This window comes from Micromonospora sp. NPDC005163 (assembly GCF_053599835.1).
In genome coordinates, this window is the sequence record NZ_JBSFYP010000027.1 from 57,780 (window position 1) to 80,842 (window position 23,063).

The 23,063-nt window shown below is 68.3% G+C and carries 21 protein-coding genes and 5 pseudogenes; 13 read left to right on the forward strand and 13 right to left on the reverse strand.

Going from position 1 to position 23,063, the window contains the following annotated elements:
- Positions 1-55 precede the first annotated feature (55 nt).
- The 3 genes and pseudogenes from ACWD6N_RS19895 to ACWD6N_RS19905 all read left to right on the forward strand — a co-directional run.
- Complete coding sequence (locus tag ACWD6N_RS19895; RefSeq protein WP_387328940.1) at positions 56-535, forward strand: cupin domain-containing protein; 480 nt, start codon at positions 56-58, stop codon at positions 533-535.
- Positions 528-1,715 (forward strand): FAD binding domain-containing protein, encoded by a 1,188-nt coding sequence (locus tag ACWD6N_RS19900; protein WP_387328943.1) that lies wholly within the window; start codon positions 528-530, stop codon positions 1,713-1,715. The genes ACWD6N_RS19895 and ACWD6N_RS19900 overlap by 8 nt, the downstream gene beginning before the upstream one ends.
- A 202-nt stretch (positions 1,716-1,917) precedes the next feature.
- Positions 1,918-2,094, forward strand: a pseudogene (locus ACWD6N_RS19905) (site-specific integrase); the annotation flags it as partial.
- A gap of 530 nt (positions 2,095-2,624) precedes the next feature.
- Here the strand turns inward: ACWD6N_RS19905 and ACWD6N_RS19910 are convergent.
- Both ACWD6N_RS19910 and ACWD6N_RS19915 read right to left on the reverse strand, forming a co-directional pair.
- Positions 2,625-5,111, reverse strand: coding sequence for a tetratricopeptide repeat protein (locus ACWD6N_RS19910; RefSeq protein ID WP_387328946.1), 2,487 nt, complete (start codon positions 5,109-5,111; stop codon positions 2,625-2,627).
- Positions 5,112-5,344: 233 nt separating this feature from the next.
- Complete coding sequence (locus ACWD6N_RS19915) at positions 5,345-5,890, reverse strand: DDE-type integrase/transposase/recombinase (protein WP_387328999.1); 546 nt, start codon at positions 5,888-5,890, stop codon at positions 5,345-5,347.
- Here ACWD6N_RS19915 and ACWD6N_RS19920 point away from each other — a divergent pair.
- The 4 genes and pseudogenes from ACWD6N_RS19920 (at position 5,889) to ACWD6N_RS19935 (ending at position 8,140) form a co-directional block, all read left to right on the forward strand.
- Positions 5,889-6,304: pseudogene (locus ACWD6N_RS19920) on the forward strand (NADAR family protein). The gene ACWD6N_RS19915 and the pseudogene ACWD6N_RS19920 sit on opposite strands and share 2 nt — an antisense overlap.
- 319 nt (positions 6,305-6,623) lie before the next feature.
- Positions 6,624-6,902, forward strand: coding sequence for a hypothetical protein (locus ACWD6N_RS19925; RefSeq protein WP_354968015.1), 279 nt, complete (start codon positions 6,624-6,626; stop codon positions 6,900-6,902).
- A gap of 326 nt (positions 6,903-7,228) precedes the next feature.
- Positions 7,229-7,432, forward strand: coding sequence for a cold-shock protein (locus tag ACWD6N_RS19930; protein ID WP_250799179.1), 204 nt, complete (start codon positions 7,229-7,231; stop codon positions 7,430-7,432).
- A gap of 426 nt (positions 7,433-7,858) precedes the next feature.
- Positions 7,859-8,140 carry a hypothetical protein gene (locus ACWD6N_RS19935; RefSeq protein ID WP_354968014.1) on the forward strand — a complete coding sequence of 94 codons (282 nt, stop codon included), beginning with the start codon at positions 7,859-7,861 and terminating at the stop codon, positions 8,138-8,140.
- A 197-nt stretch (positions 8,141-8,337) separates the two neighbouring features.
- On the opposite strand, the gene ACWD6N_RS19940 is transcribed toward ACWD6N_RS19935, so the two are convergent.
- From ACWD6N_RS19940 to ACWD6N_RS19955, 4 genes and pseudogenes are all read right to left on the reverse strand, one after another.
- Positions 8,338-9,228, reverse strand: a complete 891-nt coding sequence (locus ACWD6N_RS19940; protein ID WP_387328949.1) for a nucleotidyl transferase AbiEii/AbiGii toxin family protein — start codon at positions 9,226-9,228, stop codon at positions 8,338-8,340.
- Positions 9,165-10,345: pseudogene (locus ACWD6N_RS19945) on the reverse strand (IS30 family transposase); the annotation flags it as partial. The gene ACWD6N_RS19940 and the pseudogene ACWD6N_RS19945, both read right to left, overlap by 64 nt.
- 63 nt (positions 10,346-10,408) lie before the next feature.
- Positions 10,409-10,993 (reverse strand): IS3 family transposase, encoded by a 585-nt coding sequence (locus tag ACWD6N_RS19950; RefSeq protein WP_387328952.1) that lies wholly within the window; start codon positions 10,991-10,993, stop codon positions 10,409-10,411.
- Positions 10,990-11,292 (reverse strand): transposase, encoded by a 303-nt coding sequence (locus tag ACWD6N_RS19955; protein WP_354968005.1) that lies wholly within the window; start codon positions 11,290-11,292, stop codon positions 10,990-10,992. Before ACWD6N_RS19955 ends, ACWD6N_RS19950 begins: the two co-directional genes overlap by 4 nt.
- Positions 11,293-11,412: 120 nt before the next feature.
- Between ACWD6N_RS19955 and ACWD6N_RS19960 the strand changes: the two are divergent.
- The 3 genes and pseudogenes from ACWD6N_RS19960 to ACWD6N_RS19970 all read left to right on the forward strand — a co-directional run.
- Positions 11,413-11,662, forward strand: a pseudogene (locus ACWD6N_RS19960) (transposase); the annotation flags it as partial.
- Between the two features lie 508 nt (positions 11,663-12,170).
- Positions 12,171-13,331, forward strand: a complete 1,161-nt coding sequence (locus ACWD6N_RS19965; RefSeq protein WP_387328955.1) for a low temperature requirement protein A — start codon at positions 12,171-12,173, stop codon at positions 13,329-13,331.
- A 366-nt stretch (positions 13,332-13,697) separates the two neighbouring features.
- Entirely contained in the window at positions 13,698-14,519 is an 822-nt protein-coding gene (locus ACWD6N_RS19970; protein ID WP_354968685.1) for a DUF4184 family protein, read from the forward strand.
- A gap of 128 nt (positions 14,520-14,647) precedes the next feature.
- Here the strand turns inward: ACWD6N_RS19970 and ACWD6N_RS19975 are convergent, their stop codons facing one another.
- The 4 genes from ACWD6N_RS19975 to ACWD6N_RS19990 form a co-directional block, all read right to left on the reverse strand.
- Positions 14,648-15,649, reverse strand: a complete 1,002-nt coding sequence (locus tag ACWD6N_RS19975; protein WP_387328958.1) for a hypothetical protein — start codon at positions 15,647-15,649, stop codon at positions 14,648-14,650.
- A 324-nt stretch (positions 15,650-15,973) separates the two neighbouring features.
- Positions 15,974-16,750 (reverse strand): DUF4184 family protein, encoded by a 777-nt coding sequence (locus tag ACWD6N_RS19980; protein WP_387328961.1) that lies wholly within the window; start codon positions 16,748-16,750, stop codon positions 15,974-15,976.
- Positions 16,751-17,014: 264 nt separating this feature from the next.
- Positions 17,015-17,134, reverse strand: coding sequence for a response regulator transcription factor (locus tag ACWD6N_RS19985; protein ID WP_387328964.1), 120 nt, complete (start codon positions 17,132-17,134; stop codon positions 17,015-17,017).
- Positions 17,131-18,246, reverse strand: coding sequence for a sensor histidine kinase (locus tag ACWD6N_RS19990; protein WP_387328967.1), 1,116 nt, complete (start codon positions 18,244-18,246; stop codon positions 17,131-17,133). Before ACWD6N_RS19990 ends, ACWD6N_RS19985 begins: the two co-directional genes overlap by 4 nt.
- Before the next feature lie 218 nt (positions 18,247-18,464).
- Here ACWD6N_RS19990 and ACWD6N_RS19995 point away from each other — a divergent pair, with 218 nt between their 5' ends.
- The 3 genes from ACWD6N_RS19995 to ACWD6N_RS20005 all read left to right on the forward strand — a co-directional run bounded on the left by ACWD6N_RS19995 (position 18,465) and on the right by ACWD6N_RS20005 (position 20,884).
- Positions 18,465-18,896, forward strand: a complete 432-nt coding sequence (locus ACWD6N_RS19995) for a DUF6223 family protein (RefSeq protein WP_387328969.1) — start codon at positions 18,465-18,467, stop codon at positions 18,894-18,896.
- A 247-nt stretch (positions 18,897-19,143) separates the two neighbouring features.
- Entirely contained in the window at positions 19,144-19,689 is a 546-nt protein-coding gene (locus ACWD6N_RS20000; RefSeq protein WP_354968689.1) for a hypothetical protein, read from the forward strand.
- A 400-nt stretch (positions 19,690-20,089) separates the two neighbouring features.
- Positions 20,090-20,884 (forward strand): SDR family oxidoreductase, encoded by a 795-nt coding sequence (locus tag ACWD6N_RS20005; RefSeq protein WP_387328972.1) that lies wholly within the window; start codon positions 20,090-20,092, stop codon positions 20,882-20,884.
- Between the two features lie 391 nt (positions 20,885-21,275).
- Here the strand turns inward: ACWD6N_RS20005 and ACWD6N_RS20010 are convergent, their stop codons facing one another.
- From ACWD6N_RS20010 to ACWD6N_RS20020, 3 genes and pseudogenes are all read right to left on the reverse strand, one after another.
- Positions 21,276-21,491, reverse strand: coding sequence for a hypothetical protein (locus tag ACWD6N_RS20010; RefSeq protein WP_354968691.1), 216 nt, complete (start codon positions 21,489-21,491; stop codon positions 21,276-21,278).
- A gap of 27 nt (positions 21,492-21,518) precedes the next feature.
- Positions 21,519-22,123: pseudogene (locus ACWD6N_RS20015) on the reverse strand (YdeI/OmpD-associated family protein).
- A gap of 434 nt (positions 22,124-22,557) precedes the next feature.
- Positions 22,558-22,845, reverse strand: coding sequence for a hypothetical protein (locus ACWD6N_RS20020; protein ID WP_074310625.1), 288 nt, complete (start codon positions 22,843-22,845; stop codon positions 22,558-22,560).
- Positions 22,846-23,063 lie beyond the last annotated feature (218 nt).

Sequence of the window (23,063 nt, forward strand, 5' to 3'; positions counted from 1 at the left end):
TGCCTGTGTGGCGACACATGTCCGAACGGGGGCAGCGGAGGCCACAGTAGGCGCCATGAACGACCACCACCTGTCCGAGGCCGAGCCGCCCGGGACGTCCCGCGGGGCCGGCGTGCACATCATCCGCGCCGACGACCTATCCGACGAGACACCCCAGACGTCCGGCCTGAAGCGCTTCGAGGCCGTCTCCGCCCGCCGCCTCGGGTCCCAGGACCTGTGGATGGGGCTCTCGGTGCTCCCCCCGGGCAGCAAGACCGGTGTCCACCACCACGGCCAGTCCGAGACCGCGCTCTACGTGCTCAGCGGGGTGGGTCGCTGGTGGGTCGGCGACACCCTCGACGACATGCGGGAGGCGCACCCAGGCGACTTCGTCTACATCAAGCCCCACGTCGTGCACTGGGAGGAGAACGCCAGCGGCGCCGAGCCGGTGCGGATGATCGTCGCGCGCACCACCCAGGACGCCATCGTCGTCAACCTCGAGCACCACCCGTACGGACCCGCACTCGACAACAGCGAGAGGTACGACCATGACTGAGGCGCGCCGCGCGGTCGTCGTCGGCGGCTCGTTCGCCGGACTCACCGCGGCCCTGCTGCTGCGCGAGCAGGGCTTCGAGGTCGACGTCTTCGAGCGAACCCCGACGTACCTCGACGGCCGAGGCGGCGGCATCGTCCTCCAGCCCGACACCGTCCGCTGGATCGTCGAACGACCTCACGGCTTCGGCGTCGACGACATCAGCATCGGCTCGTCGGTGACGCGCTACCTGGGCGTAGGGAACAAGATCGTGCATGAGGAGCCCGCCGCCTGGCGATTCAGCTCCTGGACAACGATGTACCGCGTGCTGCTGGACGACTTCGGCACCGACCACTACCACCTCGGCGAGTACGCCGTCGGAGTCAGTCAGGACGACGACGGCGTGAACATCCGCTTCACCAGCGGCCGGACCGAGAGTGCAGAGCTCGTGGTGTTCGCCGACGGAATCTCGTCGATCGGGCGCCGGCGGCTTCAGCCGCAGTTCCAGCCGCGCTACTCGGGCTACATCGGCTGGCGTGGAACCGTGCCCGAGCGCACAGTGTCGGTCGAGACGGCCGACCTCATCCACAAGGCGACGACCTACGCCGTCATCGACGCCTCGCACATCTGCATGTACCCAATCCCCGACAGCAACGGCAGCCTCTCCCGAGGGGACCGGCAGCTCAACTACGTCTGGTACCGCAACGTCCCCGAGGGCCCGGAACTGGACGAGATGGTCACCGACCAGCGCGGCTTCACCGCCCCCGTCTCGGTGCACCCGGGACAGGTGCAGCAGCGGTACGTCGACCGGATGCGTTCCGACGCCTTGAAGCTGCTGCCACCCGCGGCAGCCGAGCTGGTGACCCGGACCGCCCAGCCGTACATCCAGATCGTTCTCGACATCGCGGTGCGCAAGATGGCTTTCGGACGCGTGGCCTTGATCGGCGACGCTGCGTTCGCCGCGCGACCCCACGCAGCGGCCGGCACCGCCAAGGCGGCCGCCGACGCCTGGGCTCTCGCGGACGCGCTCTCTGCTGAGCCCGACATTCCGCGCGCGCTGGCCGCCTGGGAGCCGGCCCGGCTGGCGTTGGGCAACAACCTTCTCAGTCGGGTTGCCGAGATGGGTGCACGGTCACAGTTCACGAACACCTGGGATCCGGCTGACCCAGCGCTGCATTTCGGCCTCTACGGCCCCGACCAGTAGGACGCCTCTGGTGGGGCTGTGGGACGCATGCAACCGGGAAGACCCCTCGACTGCGGCCTACCTGACCGCCCAGCGTCCACAGGCCTCGCACCTGAACGGCACAACAAGATCATCTCTTCGAGGGGCACTTCCTCGCCGGTTGCCAGCACCTCGAACCGCGCAGCCTCGCAACACAGTGGTGTGGTCTCGCCAAGGAATCCCCTTCGTGTCCCTGCTGTCGGACAGCGGCGTCAGCATCGAACAGATCGCCGACCTTTGCGGCCACTCCGGCACGACCGTCACCGAGAGCGTCTACCGGCACCAACTCCGGCTGGTGCTCCTGAGCGGTGCGATCGCCATGGACCGGATCTTCGACCCTGAGGCGTTGTCACTCAATTAGTCACCCAGCTACGACGAGAGGGCACGTCCGTCGATCAGATGTGCCCTCTGAGCTGCGTCGGAACGGCCGGATTTGAACCGATGACCCCCTGACCCCCAGAGACGCGCAAGCCGTCCCGACCGCTCCCCAGCCCAGGTCAGACGGGTTCTCTCGGCACGGTACGGAACCCTGTGGAGCGGTCGGCTGCTGTACTCCGCTGCTGTACTCCCCCAGCGGTCGGGCGGCCGATCTGCGAGACCCGCACCGAACTGGCAACCCCTTCGTCCCGAACAAGGTCAAGTCGCTTCCGTGCCCTTCGGCTGAGTGCAGATATGCAGGTCAAAGCGTTAGTGACCGTTGGTCTGCATCGGTGCCGGGAACGGTCATTTATAAGATCATCTCCCGGATTTCTCCCAGCGCGACGGGGGCACAACGGATCAGACCCCTTCGATGCGAACTGTCGGCCCGGTGGTCCGGTGAGGTCCCGTCCGAGGTCAGAAGGGTTGCGCGGGTCCGAACGGGTCCGGCTCGGTGCCTCTGGCTGCTGTGTTTCACTGCTGTGCAGCCGGTTGATCGTGCGGGTCGATCGCCTCGTCCAGCCGCCCCACCGTCTCGCAGGCGCCTGCGAGGTTGTTGCGCGACGCCAGGGTCTCGGGGTGGTCCGGGCCGAGGATCCGCTCGCGGTCGGCGAGGGTGCGCTGTTGCAGGTCGATCGCCTCGTCCAGTCGCCCCACCGCCTGGTAGGCGTAGGCGAGGTTGTTGCGCGAGGTCAGGGTGTCGGGATGGTCCGGGCCGAGGACCCGCTCGCGGTCGACGAGGGTGCGCTGGTGCAGGTCGATCGCCTCGTCCAGTCGCCCCACCGCCTGGTAGGCGTAGGCCAGGTCGTTGCGGGAGCCAAGGGTGTGGGGGTGGTCCGGGCCGAGGACCCGCTCGCAGTCGGAGAGGGTGCGCTGGCAAAGTTCGACCGCCTCGTCCAGCCGCCCCACCGCCTGGTAGGCCAAGGCCAGGTCGTTGCGCGAGACCAGGGCGTCGGGATGGTCCGAGCCGAGGATCCGCTCGCGGTCGGCGAGGGTGCGCTGCTGCAGGTCGATTGCCTCGTCCAGCCGCCCCACCATCTGATAGGAAGAGGCCAGGACGTTCCGCGAGGCCAGGGTCTCGGGATGGTCCGAGCCGAGGACCCGCTCGCGGTCGGCGAGGGTGCGCTGCACCAGGTCGATCGACTCGCCCAGCCGCCCCACCATCCAGTACGCATTGGCCACGTCGTTGCGCGAGGCCAGGGTGGCGCGGTGGTCCGGACCGAGGACCCGCTCGCGGTCGGCGAGGGTGCGCTGCACCAGGTCGATCGACTCGTCCAGCCGCCCCACCAACCGGTAGGCGCCGCCGAGGGTGTTGCGCGAGGCCAGGGTGTCGGGGTGGTCCGGGCCGAGGACCCGCTCGCGGTCGGCGAGGGTGCGCTGGTACAGGTCGATCGCCTCGTCCAGCCGCCCCACCGCCTGGTAGGCCAAGGCCAGGTCATTGCGCGATTCCAGGGTTTCGGGATGGTCCGGGCCGAGGACCCGCTCGCAGTCTTCGACGAGGGCCGCGCCGTGAGTGAGCGCGGCACTGACACTGTGGACCCGGCCCAGCCAGTACTGCATCCATATCCGCAGGGTGAGCAACCGTCGTGTGGTGGATTCGTCGGTGGGGTGCGTAGCGAGGGTCTGGGCGTGTTGAACGTAGTCGGCGATGAGGGTACGGGTCGCCCATTGCTCGCCAGTCTGCTGTGCGGCGGCGTCGAGCCGGCCGACGGTGTCGCTCAGCAGCGTGTCGAGTCGGCCGAGGTGCTGGTTGTGGTCACGGACGACGCGCTGCACGAGCCGGTGGACCACGGTGCGGTCGGTGTCGACGGTGGGGATGGTCAGCGACCGTTCGGCGAGGACGACCGCGGCGGTGTCGTCGTCGGTGAGGTGGGCGAGCATGGCGGGGTCGACGCCGGTGGGGGCCAGCACGGCGAGGTGATCGAGCAGGTTGCGGGCGTGTCCGTCGGGGTCGTTGGCGGCGAGGTCGTCCAGGGCGAGCAGGATCGCCTCGGCGGCGCCGTGCGGGTAGGGGTCGCCGCTGGGGCGTGGCAGCATGTCGATGACGGACATGGTGGCGAGCCGGTCCAGGTAGGCGCGGTAGCTGCGGTAGCGGCGGCGCGGGCCGATGACCGCGCCGGCCTGAGCGAGGGCGAGGGGCAGCCAGCCAAGCTGTTCGGCGACCTCACCCGCGCCGGTGTCGTCGGTGAGTCCGGTTCGGGCACGTAGGTAGGTGACGGCTTCGGTCGGGGTGAACAGGGTGACGTCGACGGGTTCGCCGAGGTTGCCGAAGTCGTGGCGGGTGGTGGTGACCACGGTATGCACAGCACCGACCGGTGGGGTCCAGGCGCGGATGAGGTCCGGGTCGACGGCGTTGTCGTAGACCAGCAGACAGGGGCCGGAATGCGCGCGCAGCCACGCCAGGGCGGCGCGGGCGGCGTCGACGGGGTCGGTGTCGGGTTGGCGGACTCCTGCTTGGGCGGCGAGTGCGTCCAGGCCGGTGACCAGGTTGGCGGGGGTGTCGGCGACGACCCACACCACCACGGGCCAGCCTTCGGCGACGCGGGCGCGGGCGTATGCGGCGGCAAGCTGCGTTTTGCCGATGCCGCGCTGCCCGGTCACCGCGCAGACCACGACAGTCCGGCCGTGCCCGGCCATCACCGTCAACCGGTCCAGCAGCTCGACCCGGTCTTGCCAGGCGACCGCCTGCCCGGGCAAATCGCCGATCACCATCTGCGGCGGGTCGGTTCCGGCCGCGCCGGGCGGCAACGGTCCGGTGTCGCGGGCGGCGAGCTGGTCGGGGTCCGGGATGGGGTGACCGTCGCGGTTGGCCCACTTCGTCAGCGCAGTGACGACGATCGTGACGATCGCGGCGGCGACACCGACCGCGACGTCGCTGTCCTGGTGGTTCGGCCCAGCGGCCGCCCACCAGCCAATCGCCCCGGCCACCACCGCCCCGAGGATCACCGTCGCCCAGCGCATTCACACCCCATCCGGCTCCGGTCACCAGTCGCAGCCACCTCATCACAGCAGTCGCGCGCAAGGCATCCCCGGATCGGCCTGTATCACCGGCGCGCATTCGCCGTCGTCGCGCTGCTGGATGCGGTGTTGGTCTGGTGGTGTGTTGTGGTTGCCTGCGCAACAGAGGTGTGGGCCGGAGGGCGCCGTTGCATTATCTGATGGGGGAGGTGCGTTACGCCCGGGTCGGGTTCGCGTCAGATGGCCCGGGCGAGTTCACTGAACGCCGAAGCGACTCGGAGCTTGGGCTGACTGTCGAGCCCGAGTTCGTAGTGTCCACGGCGGAGGTTCTGGATGAATGCGTGTCCGGCGATGATCACTTGTGCGGTCTGGTCGGTTCGGAGCACACGCATGGGTCGTAACCGGTGCTTGAGCTGGCTGTGATCGGCCTCGATCGGATTGTTCGCGTGCCGCTCGACATGGTGCCAGGCCGAGGAGATCAGGTCGTCGAGCACGGCGGGGTAGACCGGCGCGGCGTCGGTGACCACCTCGGTAGGCGTCACCTTCAGCATCCGTGACGGTGCTGGGCAGCCGGTCGCCGTCGCTGGAATATCGGCTGCGACCCGGTGGGCTGGTCCGGGAGAATGACGGCCGCGTATCCGCGTACCGTTGCTGAGCTGGCCGACCTTATTGCCTCCGGCCAGCGGGTGAAGTTCCTGCACTTCTGGGGAAAACCAACGGCCGCGGCGCGGAGGGGTCGGCGCCGGTTGCCTGAGCCAGTGGTGGCCGGCCCCGTTCTCCATCGGCGGGCGCGAGTTCGGCACCGACGAGCACTACATGATGTGGGCCAAAGCCATGCTGTTCGGCGACACGACCATCGCGGAGGAAGTGCTGGCCGCGTCGCATCCGCATCGGGCCAAGACACTGGGGCGGAAGGTATCCGAGGCTTCGACCAAACCATCTGGGAGGCCAACCGGTACGACATCGTGGTCGACGGCAGCGTCGCCAAGGTCGGGCAGCACGGTGATCTGCGGGACTACCTGGTCGGCACCGGCGACCGGATCCTGGTCGAGGCCAGCCCGGTCGACCGGATCTGGGGCATCGGGCTCGCCGCCGACGACCCCGGCGCCGCCGACCCAGGCCAGTGGAGGGGGCTCAACCTGCTCGGCTTCGCTCTCATGCACACCCGGGAGCGACTGCGCCCGGACAGTCGATGATCGACGGGGCAACCGTGCCGAACCACGGTGAGAAGGATCTGCTCGCGGCGTGGGTCGAGGGCAAGACGCCGCAGGTTCGCCGACGTGGGAGCCGGGCGCCGGCCGGGCTGCGGTTCGCGTTCTACGGACGCGTCTCGACGCAGGAACTATCAGGACCCGGTGTCCTCGCGGCGGTGGCAACTCGACGTCGCCACCGAACTTGTCGCTGGCAGGGGACGGATCGTGGCGCAGTTCTTCGACGTCGGCCACACCCGCGAACTGTCGTGGGTCGACCGACCCCAAGCCGCCGCACTACTCGCCGCAGTGACCGACCCTGACCGTGGCTTCGATCGTGGTCGGCGAGTACGCCCGTGCGTTCTCCGGCAGCCAGGCCACGCACGTGGCCGCGCTGTTGCAGCGGCACGGCGTGCAACTGTGGCTGCCCGAGACGGACGAGCCGATCGACTTTCAGGACGTCACTCACCAGGCGCTGTTGATGCTGCTCGGGGCACAGGCCAAGCGGGAGGTGCGACGCGCCCGCTTCCGCACCACTATGGCGATGCAGGCACGAACCCGCGAGCAGGGCCGCTACCTCGGCGGCCGGCCACCCCACGGATAACGGCTTGTCGACGCCGGACCACACCCCAACCGCGCCCGCGCGCGGTGGGGACGACGACTAGCCCATCGTGAACCCGGTCAACGTGCCGTCCACGCGGCGTGGCAAGCAGACGAGTGACCAGGTCCACTCACCGCCATGGGATCGACGACGGATCATGTGCTACGGTGCCCGAGTTGCAGTTTTGATTTCCGTAGACGTCTTCCGGCGCCTGATGGGGCATCTGAAACCCATCCAGGCGCTTTTCGTGTCGTTTCGACGCGGGTGATCAACGCGGCGGCGTAAGGGTCCGCGCAGTGCGGTCTCTAACAGCCTGCGAAGGAGCAGACATGACTACAGGTACCGTGAAGTGGTTCAACGCCGACAAGGGCTTCGGCTTCATCAGCCCGGACGACGGCGGCGCCGACGTCTTCGCCCACTTCTCCGCGATCTCGGCGAGCGGCTTCCGCAGCCTCGACGAGAATCAGAAGGTGGAGTTCGACATCACCCAAGGCCAGAAGGGCCTGCAGGCGGAGAACATCCGCCCGCTTTGATCCACACTCTGCGAACGGCGGCCCGACTGGTTCAGCGGGCCGCCGTTCGGCGTTTCATGCGTTCACCACGGCATCGCGAAGATCGTCTGATCGGCAGAAGTCCGGCCATCTCGGTGTGGAGCCCGCTCAGCATTGCCCCCGTGTTCTCTTCTCTGGATCGATTCGGACCTCGGGCGCTAGTCTGCCCAGGCCGACTGTCAGCTCGCCCAAGGCGCGCCTCTGGCTCATGAACCAGACAGACACGGACATCGACCCTTATCGCTAACGAGCCGAATTCCGCATCGCCGCCGCCCTGACGGTTGAGGCACGTACGGTCGCGGTCCAGGTGGAGCACGCCGTGGTCGGACTCGACGCCTCGCCTCCTGATGACTGTCAGACAGCCGGGACCCGGGGTGCACGGCGTTACATCCTGAAGGGTTGATGATTATGACGACGACCTACTCGGGTCCTGCGAGGCTGATCCTGGTCGACGGCGCATGCATATCCGGCATGGCTTCCCTCAGTACCAACCAGCGCGGAGGACTCAACGGCTGGGGGGGCACATTCCGTCCGGACGAGATCACGGCAGACCTTCGCAACGCAGTCGAAGGGCTGCAATTGGAACTGCCCTACGATCGGATGGGGACAGTCGTCGTCACCGGCATACGCAAGCTACTCGCCACGCAGGTGTTGATGTCGTTGGCAGGCCGCGGACCCGCACCATTCTGATCGTGCGCCGCACGGCCGCCGCTACATCGCCGCCGCGACGCGGTCACTCTGCTCTGACGCAGCGATGAGGGCAGGATCGTGTCGATCGATAGACTCTGCCGGGAACCGTTAACTCTCATGCCACCTATCGCGCGTTACCAACTGTCACGACAGCCGGATGGAGCGGGTGCCGGTCCTGCCGACCTGTTCTGGCTTGGTCAGGTCCAGGCGTGATCGAGGGCCAGTGCCAGCCGCCTGGTCCACTGCTCGGCGGTGCCCGTAATTCCGGAGTACTCGTCGGTGAAGTTGGACCAGTCGACCTCCCAGGACAGCACGGTCTCGGCCGTGAAGGTATCGGCTTCGGCGCCGAGTTCCGGTCGCATGAGTTGGCGGACGAGGGCTTGGTCAACGGCGGTGTGTTCGGCGAGCAGGACCGCGTCGTAGAGGTCCTTGCCTTGCGGGTACATGTCGGTGGCCAGCCGCAGCGGCTTCCACGCCAGCGCCAGCGAGGCGGGCGCGGCCAGTAACGACTCGTCGACGTCGGGCAGGATCAGCACCTCTGGCGGGAGAGGAAGTCGTTCGCCGAAGACGATGTCGATCTGTACGTGGCCGTCCGATGCCTCCGGGGTGCTGAACGGGATGAGCAGGCGGCGTCCGTCAGCGCGTTCGTACGTCCAGATGGCGGACTCGGTGATCCGGTCTGGTTGCAGGCCGGCGCCCGTTGCGGTTCGGATGGCGGTCTTGATGTCATCGAGCAGCGTGCGGGCGTCGGTGCTGTCGCTGGTGATGGTGTGCGGGGTGACGACGAAGTCGAGGTCGCCCGGCTCGCGGCGGCGTCGCCGACCCAGGCCGCAATGGTGACGCTGCCGCGCAAGACCAGATACTGGCCCCAGGTGGTTGCGGCGATGGCCGCCAAGACGTGATTCATGGCGGCGCGTCGGGCGTTGGTCCACAGCTGGCCGGTGGCCGCTACGAGGAAGTCGGGCTCGCCGGCGCGGTAGGCGTTCGGGTACTGCAAGACGCCCGGCACAACCGGTAGCAGGGCCAGGGTTTTCCGGGGTCTGCTGTTGAGCGCGTGGGCGACAGCGTTGATCTCTTCGGCGCTCCATCTGGACAGGTCGGTGCCTTTCGGGAAGTACTGCCGCAGCAGCCCGTTGGTGCCGCGTTGCCAAGGGCTGTGGGGGTCGGCGAAGAACACCGGGACTCCGGTCTCGACCGTAAATCGTGCATGCGCAGACAGCTCCTTGCCGCGGTCCCATGTCAGCGATCTGCGGAGCTGCTCGGGCAGTGTCGTGATCGTCTCGGCGAGGGCTTTGCTCATCGTGATCGCTCCATACCCGGCGGGAGCTGGGCCGTTCTTCGTCCGCGGGATCACACCCCAGCCGTCCTCGCGGGGTAGGTGGATCAGCATCGTGAACCTGGTCGTCCGCTCGACCAGCGTCCCGATAGCGGAACGCTGCAACCCGATGATCAGATCTCCTTCCCAGTGCCCGGGAACGGCGCGGTCCGCGACTTCGGCGGGACGTTCGCTGATCAGCGTGTCGCTGGTGACGTGCGCCCATGCGCGTTGTTTCGCGCGTGCCCGGGGGACGCGAAGCGCCCGACCGATCCGCAAGCAGGTGACGAGTTCGCGCTTGAGGGCGCCGCGGCTCTGGACGTAGAGCGCCTGGTAGATCGCCTCGTGGCTGATGCGCATCGACTCATCCTCCGGAAACTCGGCCCTGAGTCTTCGGGAGATCTGCTCCGGACTCCATCCGGTAATCCATGCCCGAGCAACTTTGCGGTCTTCGGGCGGCGGGCTCGACGCTCGGCGTGCCACTGCGCGGTCGTGGCCTTGTAGTCCAACCGGTACGTCCTGGTCGAGGCGTTGCGCCGCAACTCCCGCGAGATAGTCGACGGGTCTCGGCCGAGCCGGCGTGCGATCTCGCGCACGCCCATACCTTGCGCCTTCGACAAAGCGATGTCTTCGCGTTCGCCGAACGACAGATACCGGCCCGACACCGTCGCAGGCAGCGCAGGATTCACGCCGCCAGCGTGCCGGAACCACCGGAACCCAACCGGTGACGACACGCCCGCCGCCGTGGCCGCGTCCTCGGTCATCACACCACGACTGATCGCAGCCCAAAACCTGACCCGGTCCTGACGCCCCGCCACCGTCGGTCGTCCCGGCGAGGGAATCTGACCCCGATACTCCCGAACCCGCTTCTGCCTCGGCCCATAAGCCATCGCTTCACCCTTCCGACGAGGTGTTGCGACGACCCGTTGAATCCGCCCTGACAGCCGCGGTCGCTATGAAAGATCACCGGCTGCTCGGGGCGACGGCTGGTCACGGCGTGGGATAGAGCCTGAGCGGGTAGGTCGGTGCGCAGATGATCGGCGGTGGCCCAGCCGACGACCCGACGGGAGGCCAGGTCGAACGGTGGCCAGATACAGCCAGCCCTCCCACGTGTTGATGTAGGTGATATCTCCGCACCAGCGGGTGTTCACCGCCGCGGCTGCGGTAGTGAAGTCCCTGGCGATCAGGTCAGGACGCGCGGGCGCCGCCGGGTCGGGCACGGTCGTCGTCCGCCACCGCTTCGGTGCCCGACCGCACCGGCCGGCCGCTTGCATGAGCCGGGCGATCCGCTTGCGGGAGTGCCGGCGGCCCTGGGCGCGCAGTTCGGCGTGCACGCGCGGGGAGCCGTAGGTTCCAGCGGAGGCGTCGTGCACCTCGATGATCTGCTCGGTGAGTTCGACGTCCTGACGGACCCGCGTCGACGGGCCGGCGGCATGGTGCTGGTAGTAGGCGGACCGGGAGACCTCCAACAGCTCACAGGCACGCTTCACGTTGCCCTGCTGCGCTCTCTCCGCCTCGATGAACGGATACACGTTCACCGGGTCTCCTTCGCGAAGAAAGCCGTGGCCCGCTTGAGAATGTCGACGTCCTCACGCAGCCGGCGGTTCTCCCGCCGCAACTGCGCCAGCTCATCCCGCTCGGCGGTGGTCAGCCCGTCCGACCGCGTCCCAACGTCGAGGCCAGCCTGCTTGACCCAGTCCCGCACCGCGGTCTCGGTCAGGTCAAAGTCCTTCGCGACCTGACCGACCGTCCGGTCTCCACGCCGGCATACCGCGACGATCTCCGCCTTGAACTCCGGCGTGAACGCCCTGCGAGGCCGGCGCGGCTTCTTTCCCATGCCTTCCATGATGAACATCCTCCCGGGGGCTCACAGCCCCCACAGATCTCAGATGTCCGTCAAACCGGGTCAGGCCCATCCTTCAAAACGGTCGAGCAGAGCAGGAAGACAGAGAATGCGATGGCCGTATGCGAAAGTGTCAACCCTGTTGACCTGCTGCGCGAGCAGATCGATGACGTGTTGCAGGCGATGTGCGCATTCTGCGCAGGCGTTGATGTCCGTCGAGGCGGAGGCGATCCGCGGCGCCGCCTATGGGCAGCGCGCTGAAGAGCGGGTCAACTCCCGCAACGGTTACCGGCATCGGGAGTGGGACACCCGCATCGGCACGATCGACCTGGCGGCCCCGAAGCTGCGGCACCGCTCCTACTTCTGCGGGTTGCCGGGCAGGTTGAACACCCACGTCCTCGTCCGGATACGGTCCAGCGCCGAGGTTAAGGTCGCGGTTCCTGGTGAACTCGGGAGGGCCTGGGCCGAAGTGCCGTAGAGATGACTTCGCGGGCGGAATGAGCGCCTCAGCGTGCCCACCTGTCCCGCATTCACCCATCACCGCTCGTGAAGACCGCCCGCGTGCTCTGGCCTTATACGGTCCCGAGAGTCACTGACGGGGCTATGCACATAAGGCGACAGACCGGCCGGCACTCGGTGGCCGCGGCGCTGCTCCGGGTTTGGGCGGCGCAGGAGACGATCGAAACCCGGGCGACGTGCCCACGACAGCAGCCGACGGCGGGCTCGTCCGCTGTTCCCGCACTCCTCGGTCGGTTTACCGGTCTGGCTGTCCGTCGGCGTGTTACGACTGGCCCGCGGCGTCGAGGAGGGTCTTGGTCATGTGGAGACGTACGGTTGCCAGACCGGAGCCGGCGCAGGCTCGCCCTGCTCGGGTGACGTTCCTCGAGCTGTTCTTCGATCTGGTGTTCGTCTTCGCGTTGACGCGGATCGTCGCTCGGGCGTTCGAGGACGTGGTGGTCGAGCCCGGTGGCAGCGCCTGGTCTCGGGCGCTGCCCGGCGCCGGGAAGACCCTCATCCTGCTGCTGGCCCTGTACGCGCTGTGGCAGGGCATCGCGTGGACGACCAGCCGCTACGACCCGGAATCCATCACGATCCAGGCGGTGGTCACCGTAGCGCTCGGCTCCAGCTTGGTGATGGGTGTGGCCGTCCCGCGGGCGTTCACCGGATACGCGGAAGCCTTCGCGTTCGCCTACGTCGCCGGTCAGCTCACCCGGCCGCTGGTGCTCCAGTTCGCCCTGCGCGACCGGCAGCGCCGGCAGCTGAAGTGGCGGATGCTCGCCACCTACAGCGTCACTGGCGTGCTGTGGATCACCGGGGCGATCCTCGACGGCCGGGCGCTAATACCGCTGTGGGCGCTCGCGCTCGGCATCGAGTACGCAGCCGGACGGTGGGGCTGGCCCGTGCCTGGGCTGGGCCGTGCCACCACCGCCGAGTGGGACATCGCCGCGGAACACCTCGCCGAGCGTTACCAGCAGTTCTTTCTCATCGCCCTGGGTGAGACGATCCTGGTGATCGGTTTGACCTACAGCACCGGACCCTTCGACCGCGACCACACCCTCGCCTTCGCCGTCGCCGCGATCACCTCAGTGCTGCTCTGGCGCATCTACTACCACCGCGCCGGGCGGATCCTCCCCGACGCCATCGCCCACTCGGACAATCCGTCGACTATCGGCCGGTCCGCCGCCGACACCCACCTGGTCATGATCATCGGGGTGGTGACCACGGCCCTCGGATACGAGATCACCATCGAACACCCCTTCGATCCCGCCCCGGCGACCTGGATCGCGCCTATCCTGCTCGGCCCGGCCCTGTTCATCGCCGGCCGCGCCCGCTTCGAGTACGAGGTCTTCGGCCGGGTCTCTCCCGCCCGTCTGATCACCCTCGCGGCGCTGACGCTGTCCTACCCGGCACTGATGTCCGCGCCGCCTTTCGCCGCAACGGCCGTCGCCGCCGCGGTGCTCCTCGCCGTGGCCGTGACCGATGCGCGCCGTGCCCACGGCCGACCACCGGAGCCCGCCCAACCACCCTTTTGACGAACTCCAGCGCGCCACCTGCCGCAGGCGCGCTGCACCACGAAACGCCCTCCGTCTGCTAAGCGACCGTTCCCCGAACAGCCGTCGGGCTGCCCTGACGTGGATCAACCCCTTAAGCAACCGTCTCAAGACGCAAGAGTCGTTGATCTGAAAAGCAGATCCTGCACAACCATGCACAGTAGCCACCGCAACGGCCGCGGCCGATCGAAGTGGGCGGCGCGCTGCACGCCCGCCCTGGACCCTTCGCCATCACCTTCGCGAAGGCCTCATTATCCGCAGCACCGCCAACGACCACGCCGCATGGATTACATCGGAAACCGGTCACTCCCTCCCCCGGGCTGAAGTACTGGGTGGGAAGATGCGCCGATGCCGCTGACCTTTCCGTCGCACCCGGGTGTGGTACTCCCGCTCAAACTCTGGCGACCCCGCTGGTTCGACGGTGTCGCGCTGACGACCGGTGCGGTCGCACCCGACGTCAAGTACGCGTTCCTCGGGGTCGGACCGGAGTGGCAGAGCCACACTCTCACCGCGCTGGTGTGGTGGTGTCTGCCGGTGGCGCTGCTCGGCGCGTGGCTTGTCCGCGCCACCGTCGCGACCCTCGCCGCCCACCTACCCCACCTGGGTCCGTTCGCGCTGCGCGACTACGGCGTGCTCGCCACAGTGCGCTATCGATGGCAGATCACCGCAGGATGTGCGCTGCTCGGCGCGGCCAGTCACATCGGCTGGGACTACCTCACCCACACCGTGGCGTGGCAGCGCATCGTATTCGGCACCGACTGGGACTCGGTCAGCGAGATCGCCTGGTGGACGGTGTCCGACATCCCCAGCACTCTCTTCGGGGCGCTGGTCACGCTCGGCGTCGCCGTCGTGATCGGCCGCCGCCGGCTGCTTCGCGACTGGCACGGCACCCCACAGCCAACCCGCACCCGCTCGATGATGTTCTGGTCCGTCGCCGGCGCCGTCGCAACCATCGGGTACGCCCTGACCCCGCTGCTGCCAGCCGCGGAACTGCCATGGGCGACTGTCGTACGGCTACTGTGCGTCACAGCTGGGGCGCTGCTCGTCGCCGCTGTGGCGGTTCAAGCAGTGAACGCCAAGACCGCCCCCGCTGAGACCCGGACGCAAGAACCTGGCAGCAAATCGGAAGTGCCGCCCTCGTCGCCGAGCGCCTCGCCGCCGCCACGATGAACGCTGCCCGATCGCCGCAGCGGTACGCTGCTGCGCCGCAAGGACGGTGGAGATTCAACCGCTGCGGCAGCCAACCTACCGGGCCTGGGCTTGCAGCATCGGTCGCACCGGCCGATTTCGTGTCCGCCTCAGACCTCCCCGGAGGTGGAGCGAAGGTCGGTGTGTGAGCAGGCGATCGTAGCTGCGGCTGTGGCGAGCGCTTCAGGTGTCACGCGAGCCGCAAGGTGGGTTGCGATGCCCCCCAGGTTTAACTCGCGCACCCGGTCGACGTCGACGTCGTTAGCCCGCAGGTGCTCTTCAACCGGCCAGTAGTTGTCCAACCGTTTCGCGAGCGCGGCCAAGGCCCAGGCGAGGTCGACAGCGGGAAGTCTGACGGCCCCGCTGCCGCTGCTGACCTGCTGCCCGTAATCGGCGGCCCACAACTCCAGGCCCCAGCCGGGCCAGCGAGCCGGCCACGTCTCGGTCACTCCCTTCAAGGGGATGATGCTCCAGAGACCGGCACGGCGCGCCGAAAGGTCGAGGTGAAGTCCCGCGGTCGGAATGGTCCGGCACGAGGAAACGAGGTGGCGGCCGTCGAGTTCGGCCATCAGCTGCGGGCCGCCCAGCCAGGGACGCTGCGCTCCCTCGGTCAGTCCATAGGCGCGGCGACCAGCGTCGTCGAGCACGCTGACCAGAAATTCGATCGGCCCATCGGACCAGCCTTCGCCGTCCTCGTACAGGGCCGGCCGCGCAGGCATCCGCTGCCGCACCGCCTGGCGGTCCTGGCCGAGGTATGCCACGAGATCGCCGATTCCGTCGTAGGCCCAACGTATCTTCCAGCCAGCCCAGGTACGCCCGTACGCTTCGAGTAGCGCGGCCCGATAGTCGTACCGGCCGCCGAGGGCGACATGACCGAGCAGACTGAACATCAGCAGCGTGCGGTGATCTACGTCAATCAGCACGCCGCCTTCGCAGGACAGGTCATCGAACCACTCGTCCGTCCGACAGTCGTCGAGCTGGTCGAGCCACCGCAGCGCGGCCGCGGGACCGATCGCGAAGTGATAGTCGAGGCTGTAACCAGCCCCGCCGCCCTGCGCGTACAGCTGGTGGCGCCCATTGCGAATCACGACGTAATTCACTCTGCTACCCATGGCCGCCGATGCTATGGGGCGGCCCTCCGGAGCTGTTAGCGTTGTGGTTCACCATGCGGCTGCCGCTGTACCTACTTCTCACCCACGGACCCAAGCCGGTTTCATTGTCTTCGTGGCGCCTTCGACTGTCGCGAGACCGGCGGCATACGGCCTCGGGCCCCGCGTTGTCTAGTGCCTTACGCGACGACGACCGCCAGCACATGCAGCTACCGACCCGTCTCTACCGGGTCACGCTGCCGGTAGACCTGGATGCCGTGGTCGCTTTTGCGGTAATCAGGATGGCATCAGGGCGAGGCGTAAGAGTTTGACAGCTTCGAACCTGGGCTAGCTTGAGCGGCTGCGGCCAGCGCGGGATCGGTGGTCGTGCCGGGCCAGGACGGTGTAGCAGGCCGCGAGGACGATCGCGGTCGTCATAGCGGCACCGCCGGCACGGGTGACGGCCAGGAACACCATTCGCTGCGGTGCCACCTCTTCCGTGGCGGCCAGCGCGGCGCCGGCTGCGGCGGCGAGGCCGATGGCCGTCCAGGCCAGCACCACGAGCACCCGCTCGGCCGACGGCCACTGCGCGGTCGCCGTCGCGGGCGACTGCGTACGCCACCATCGGACCAGCCAGACCACGACGACGCAAGCGCCGACGATGTCGCTCACCCGCTGCGCCCAGCGATAGCCGGGCATGCCGAGGTGCGACTCGGCCAGCCAGCCGATGTGCGCGGTACCCCACATCCCGTCGTGTGTGAACGAGTCCCACAGCACGTGGGTCGCCGCGCCGAGCACCAGCGAGACGACCAGTATCGCCACGCGGACAGCCGGCCGATGACGGTGACGCGCGGGCGGGGGTCGGCGATCGCGTAGCCGGATCGGCGAGATGGCGATCAGGAAGCGGGCCAGCAGCCCATGCCACAGGGCCACTGCCGCCAGACCCAGCACCACGTCGACGCCGAGGACGCCGGCGAACGAGTGGGTCAGCGTCGCCTGCACCGGCAGCGGCAGGTAGTAGGGCAGGTCGGGAACCATGCTCCCGAGCACGAGGGCCGACGGCGCCAGCCAGGCTGACCGCGCCAGCGGCAGCACGGCCGCGACGTGACTACCGGTGAACGGCACCTCGCCTCCCTCGCTTGGATGGATCCTGGTGCGCTGTCACCGCCGGCTGGCGGTGTACAGGCCGGGCACCACGGTGCGGCTGTCGCCGCGGGGGTCAGCCGCGCAGGGAGCCGCTGCTCTTACCGGCGGGGTCCATTGCGACGCAGGTGACATTGTGGTCACCTCTCATCCACGCCGGCTGCGTCGGATAGAGAACGAAGAGCTCCCAGGATTCAAAGTCCGCCGTCGGGGCGTAGGACTCGGGCAGGTGGTCCCTGGCCAGCGCTAGGCCTCGCTGCCGTTGGCGGCCTCGGCCACCACCTCAATGTCGTCCTCGACGTCAAGGAGTGCGCGGAATCCGCTGCGAAGGAGCGGCTGGTCGTCGACCAGCAGGACACGGATCATGACATTTGATCCACGGGAAGGTCGGCTTGGACGGTGAAGCCGCCCTCGCGGCGCGGTCCCGCGAGTAGTTGGCCTCCGAGGGCGGTGACTCGTTCGCGCATCCCGAGAAGCCCGACGCCGGGCACCGGCGCGGTGTCCGGCGTGGCCTTGCCGTCGTCATCGACGCGGATCGCGAGGGCGTCGGGACGGTAGTCGATCCGGACCGACGCCGTAGCGGCGGCGGCGTGACGGGCGATGTTGGTCAGCGCCTCCTGAACGATCCGGTAGGCGGTGCGGTCCACCGCTGCCGGCACGTTGTTGCGGTGTCCCTCGATCGTCAGCGTCGTGTCCAGGCCGGTCGCACGGACCCGTTGCACCAGTTCCGGGACGTGGTCGAGCCCATGCGGCGGGTTCTTGTCGTCGTCGCGCAGCGCCTCCAGGGTCGCTCGCAGTTCCCGGGCCGCCTCACGACCGGCCTCCCGGATCGCCAGCAGGGCCTCCGGCACCTGTTCACCCCGCTTGCGGGCCAGGTGGACAGCGACTTCGGCCTGCACCTTGATGACGGAGATCTGGTGGGTAAGCGAATCGTGCAGCTCCCGCGCGATGTGCAGCCGCTCCTCGTTGGCGCGGCGCCGCGCGGTCTCCTCGCGGGTGCGCTCGGCCTCGTCCGCCCGGCGCTCGGCCTGTCGCAGCGCTTCACCCGCCGCACCGGCGGCGATCAGCCAGGCCAGCTCGAGGACACCTCGGGCCCGCGCGAACGCCTCGCCCGTGTCGTGCAGGCCCGAGGCCATGGCCGCGAGGGGAAGAGCAGCCAGCATGATCACGCTCGTCGCCACCGTGATAGAGCGGTGTCCCGCCCGCACGGCGGCGTACACCGCGAACAGGTACGCGACGGCAGGCACGTCGAAAGCGGCCGCCTGGTAACCCACCGCGCACAGCCCGGTGACGGCCAGGACGGGAACCGGCGCGCGGCGGCGCGCGGCCAGCGCCAGGCCGCCGGCCGTCAGCAGCGCGTAGCCGAGCAGGTCGAGGTTGGTGGCGGAGTGCTGCCCGGACAGCCCGGTGACCAGCAGGATCGCCGCCACCCCGGCGGCGATCGCCCAGTCTCTGACACCGATCCGTCCCCTGCTCATGCGCGCACCCTAACTGGGTGTCTGCCCTGGCGACTCCTGCGCGCGGATGAACGGCCGGGTACCGCACACGCGGTACCTTCCCGGCTTCTGCGGCATCCGCAGCAGCCGGATGCGCCGCTTGCGGCAGCGTGAAGTGCCCACGTCAGCAGGACGACAGGTGGTGGGTCCGCCGGACAGGATCAGACGACGTCCAGTCGTAGGAAGATGAGGAGAACCTCATGACCGTCCGTCGCCTGCTTACCGCAGCCGCCGCCGCCCTGCTCGGCGTCTTCGTGTTTGCCACACCAGCGGCCGCGCAAGTCTGTGCGACGAAGGCAGAATGCGCGGGCCAGGGTGTCGATACTTTCATCGGGACCCCCGAGCGAATCTGGGCCAGCGTTGCCGCACTGGTGGCGCTGGTCGGCGTGGTCATCGGCGGGCTGGCGCTGCGCTCCGTCCGTCGTATCGGCAACGGCGGGAGGAAGGGGGCCATCGTGGCCCTGGTGACGGGGCTGACCGGCGCGGTCAACGGAGCGGTGAATCTGGCGGTCGCCGACGGTGGTCTCGGCACCGGCAACGGAGTAGCCGGGGGTGCCTTGGCCCTGGTGCTGGGGCTGGTCGGCGTGGTCCTCGGCTGGCTGGCTCTGGCCCGCTCCCGCCGCACCGGCTGACCGGCTGACCGGCTGACCGGCTGACCGGCTGACCGCAGGGAATACGAGCGCCGTTCGGTTCTGCCTGACGACCGCCGCGCCAAGTTCCAGCGCGCCGTACGCGTCCGTCCCAGCCTCATGCTCGGATAACTGCCCTCAGCCGCAGACTTACCGGCGAGCGCGCATTCGGCAGGCATTCAGTCACGCAGCGCTGCGTGGCACTTGGTAGCTGCTTCCTTCACGGCACCCCAACTCAGGAAGGAGAACGATGCGACACACCATCTCGATCTGGCGAACACTCGCTGCCGGCCTCGCCGGAGGCATCGCGTTCCTGCTGGGCACGTTCGTCACATTCCGCCTGCTCGGCGGTTCACGCCTAGGCGCGGAAGGGTTGTTGTTCGACCCCGACACCCAGCATCCCAAGGTCATCACCGTGTGGAAGGAACTGGAGCCACTTCCACGGATTCTGGAGAATCCGCTGATCATCCTCGGCGGGATGCTCGCGTTCGGGATCGGCTACGCCTTCGTCTACCGGTCCATCGCTCCCGCATGGACGACGGGCCTGCACAGCAGGGCATGGCGGCTCGGCCTCATCGTGTGGCTGGGCACCGTGTTTGCCGAGTTCATGGGCTCATTCAACGTGCTGCACCAGCCCCTGAGCCTCAGCGTCCTGGCCTGGGCGATGTGGGCGGTATGCGCCTTCGCCGAGGCGTACGCGTTGGTGTTCGTGTTGGACCGCGGCCTGTCCAAGGGCGGTGAACAAGGCGAACGCGGCCTCACGCATCGCTCCACCGCGGCCGAACCCCATACCTGACGCCAACTGGGTGGAGACGCCAATGAACATCACTGTGTTCGGCTCGACGGGCCGCACCGGTCGCCACATCCTCAACCTAGGATTTCGCCGCGGCCACCGCATCACCGCCTTCACCCGGCCGTGTTAGCGGCCAGTGGAACATCCTCATGTGCGGCCAGTTGGTGAGGAGCTAGCTGGCCGTGACGGCTTACCGGCCATGACGGAGTCGCGGTGGCTGGTCAACCTCGTCAGCGTAAGTTTCAGCGCCTACGCCCGTCGAGTGCGTGATCCGGGCTTGCCCTACGGCACCGGGTGTCGGCGCTGCGCTCCTGTTCAGATGTACCGGCGGCCGATCGACTTTCACGCACACTGAGCTTCCTTGAGAAACTGGCCCGGGCCGTTCCAGGGTGAGGAGGGGGATATGACACGTCCAGAAAGGGTGCTCGTCACTGGTGGTACCGGCGTGCTGGGTCGCGAGCTGGTACGTCGGCTACAGGATCGAACCGAGGTGCGGGTGTTGAGCCGTCGCCCATCTCAGGGACCTGGATTCGTCCAGGGTGATCTCGAGACCGGCGCGGGCCTGGCCGCAGCGGTCGAGGATGTGGATGCCATCGCCCACTGCGCGAGTGCGGCCGACTACCGGCGACCGCAGCGGGACGTGACCCAGCTCCGGCAGCTCCTCGACGCGACAGGTGGAGCGCGGCCGCACCTGGTGTATGTCTCGATCGTCGGAGTGGAGCGGGTTCGGTTCGGGTTCTTCCAGGCCAAGCTAGACACCGAGCGGCTCGTCGAAGCCTCCGGCCTGCCATGGACGATCCTGCGGGCCACCGAGTTCCATGATCTGATGCTGATGTTCTTGATGCGACTCTCCAAAGGTCCGGCCGCCGTGGTGCCGCGGAAGTCACTGTTCCAGCCAGTCGACGTGGGCGATGTCGCCGAGCGAATGGCCGAACTCGTCATGGGGCCTGCGGCAGGCCGCGTTCGCGAGCTCGGCGGGCCGAAGGTCGAGTCGATGGCGGACCTGATGCGCGCCTATCTCGCCGATGCACAGCGCCGCCGCCCAGTCATCAGGATCCCCTTGGGGGGAAGGCTGGGCGCGGGGTTCGGCTTGGGTGGCCACCTGCTCACCGATGGTGACCGCGGCACGGTCACGTTCGCCGATTACCTACACGCGCGTAGTGACGCTGACGGCCTCCTCGGCCATCCCTACCGCTAAAAGCGTGGGACCTGCTGCAGGCGTCCAGGCCAGCCGGGCGGGACCTCACCGACCAAGCCGACGTCGACCTGGTCGATGAACATGTCCGACGCGTACGCCACCAGATCGCTTCCGACCGGTCAGCTGGGCGGCAGGTCCTCGAAAGCCTGGTCTACGACAAACCGCCCATGGACTCGGCGACCGCCGCAGCCCTGCTCGGCGCGGCAGACCGCATCCTCGCCAGCGACATCGCGACCGCCCGCCAACTCCTACACGAAATTTGCGACGCGGCGTTGTTCCCCCACCACTAGACCAAGACATTCCTCAGCGGCGACGGCCGCTGCTCGGCAGACATGCTCTCTCGCCGGGATCGAAGCCGGCCCAACACGTGATCCGACGAGCCGGGCTCCCACTAGTGAGTACGCCAGTCCAGGGCGTCGAGCAGGGCTGCTGCCACGGCCAACCGGTTTGTCGCACCAATCCCGTCCAGCGCCCTGTGCATAACCTCCTCGGCGTCCTCGGACAGTTCCTGCGGACCGAGCATCGGCAGCATCAGGATGAGCCGCTGCGCCCAGGTCAGCCGCTCGTCCGGCAGCGCCGCCGCGGCGAGCAGTTCGGCCCAGGTCATCGCGGACGTGAACCCGTGGCCCGCCGATTACGGCGAGTTCGGAGGCTTGGCCTTCTGCGGGTAAATCGTCTCGTGACGGGCCAGCATGGCAACGAACTCGCCGATCTTCCGCTCGCGGGTCTGCGCCCGCTTGACGGCATTGACGCGGTGGATGAGAGCGAACCGGTTGGTTTGGTGAGTACGTCGAACATGGCCTGGGCGGCAGGGTCGGCAGCGATGGCGGCGAGTAGGTCGGCCGGTACCTCGGCTTCCGACGGTGGGGCGTAGGCGGCCGCCCACCGCCCGTCCGCCTTCGCGGCTTCTACCGCGACGCGGCCTGGGGGCAGCATTCGCCCTTGCGCCTCCAGCCGGGCCACGTGGGCGACGTTGCGTTGTGACCAGGAACTGCGGGGCCTGCGAGGGGTGAACCGGATCCAGGAGGTTTCCTGATCCCGTTTACGGGCCTGCCCGTCGATCCAGCCGAAACACAGGGCCTCGTCGACCGCCTGCTGCCAGGTCAGCGTCGTGACTGTGCCGCCCTTCTTGGTCAGGGCGAGCCAGACACCGGGCGACGTGGCGTGGTTGGCCGACAACCACGCGCGCAGCGCGTCGGCGTCCGCGACGATCAACTCATCCAGCTCTGCGCTCGCCATGACGGCAGGCTAACCGCTGCACCGTGGCCGCAGCCTCTGCCTGTGGGCCAGCCCGACTCGCCGGGCTGCCGGCGCGCCGGTCGCTCGGCGGACCGTCGGGGGCAGGACCTCGATGCTCAGGACGATCTCGACGTCGGGCCGGCATGTCAGACTCCTCGTGCACGTACGGCGAGCGTCGTCCACGACCACGGGTCTCTGACAATCGCCAGCGCCATCCACGGTGGCGGCCGGACGCCGTAGGAGCTGGCGACGCCCGGCGATCCAGCCGCGCACCTCAACCGCTCGGTCTGCGGCAGATCGGTAAACCTGACCTTCGTCGACGCCCAGCGACGGGTGAGGTAAAGCGCCCGGCAGCTATCCGAACGCATTGAGATCGGCAGGGCCGCATACCGGTCGTCTCGAGCTGGTGGCGTCGGCGGCGATCAGTTTCCTGATCAGAAGGGGGGTGCGTCCTCGCCCATCAACGCCAGCACGACGCCTCCCTTCCCGCTCTTGAGGCTCTGGACCACGACCTTGCCGGTGCTGCCGTCGGGCAGCTCCAACGTAAAGGTCTTCCCGACCGCGTTCTTGGGGCCATTGCCGGCGCTGTTGGCGGGTCGGAAGTCGCCTGCCCACGGCGGGGTCCCACCCTTGCGGGCGGGCTCGGCGAAGAGCGCGGCGGTGCCGGGGGTCCTGGTGCCGTCCGACGATAGAAGCACTGAGGCGCTGCGATAGGTAGCCATATACACCAAGGCTATCCCGGACTGCGCTCGTTCGCGCCACGACAACTGCGCCGTAACGCGAACGGCCACGGGGAGCGACCTTGATCTGCTCTCACCCCTTGGGCTGACCGTGCGTCGGCCGTGGCCCGAGCTAGACCCCGGTCGCCGAACCTGCAGCTTCGGCGGTCGACAGCCCGCCGGCTCGGTCGACGTCTCGCCACCGCGTCCGCACGTGCCCG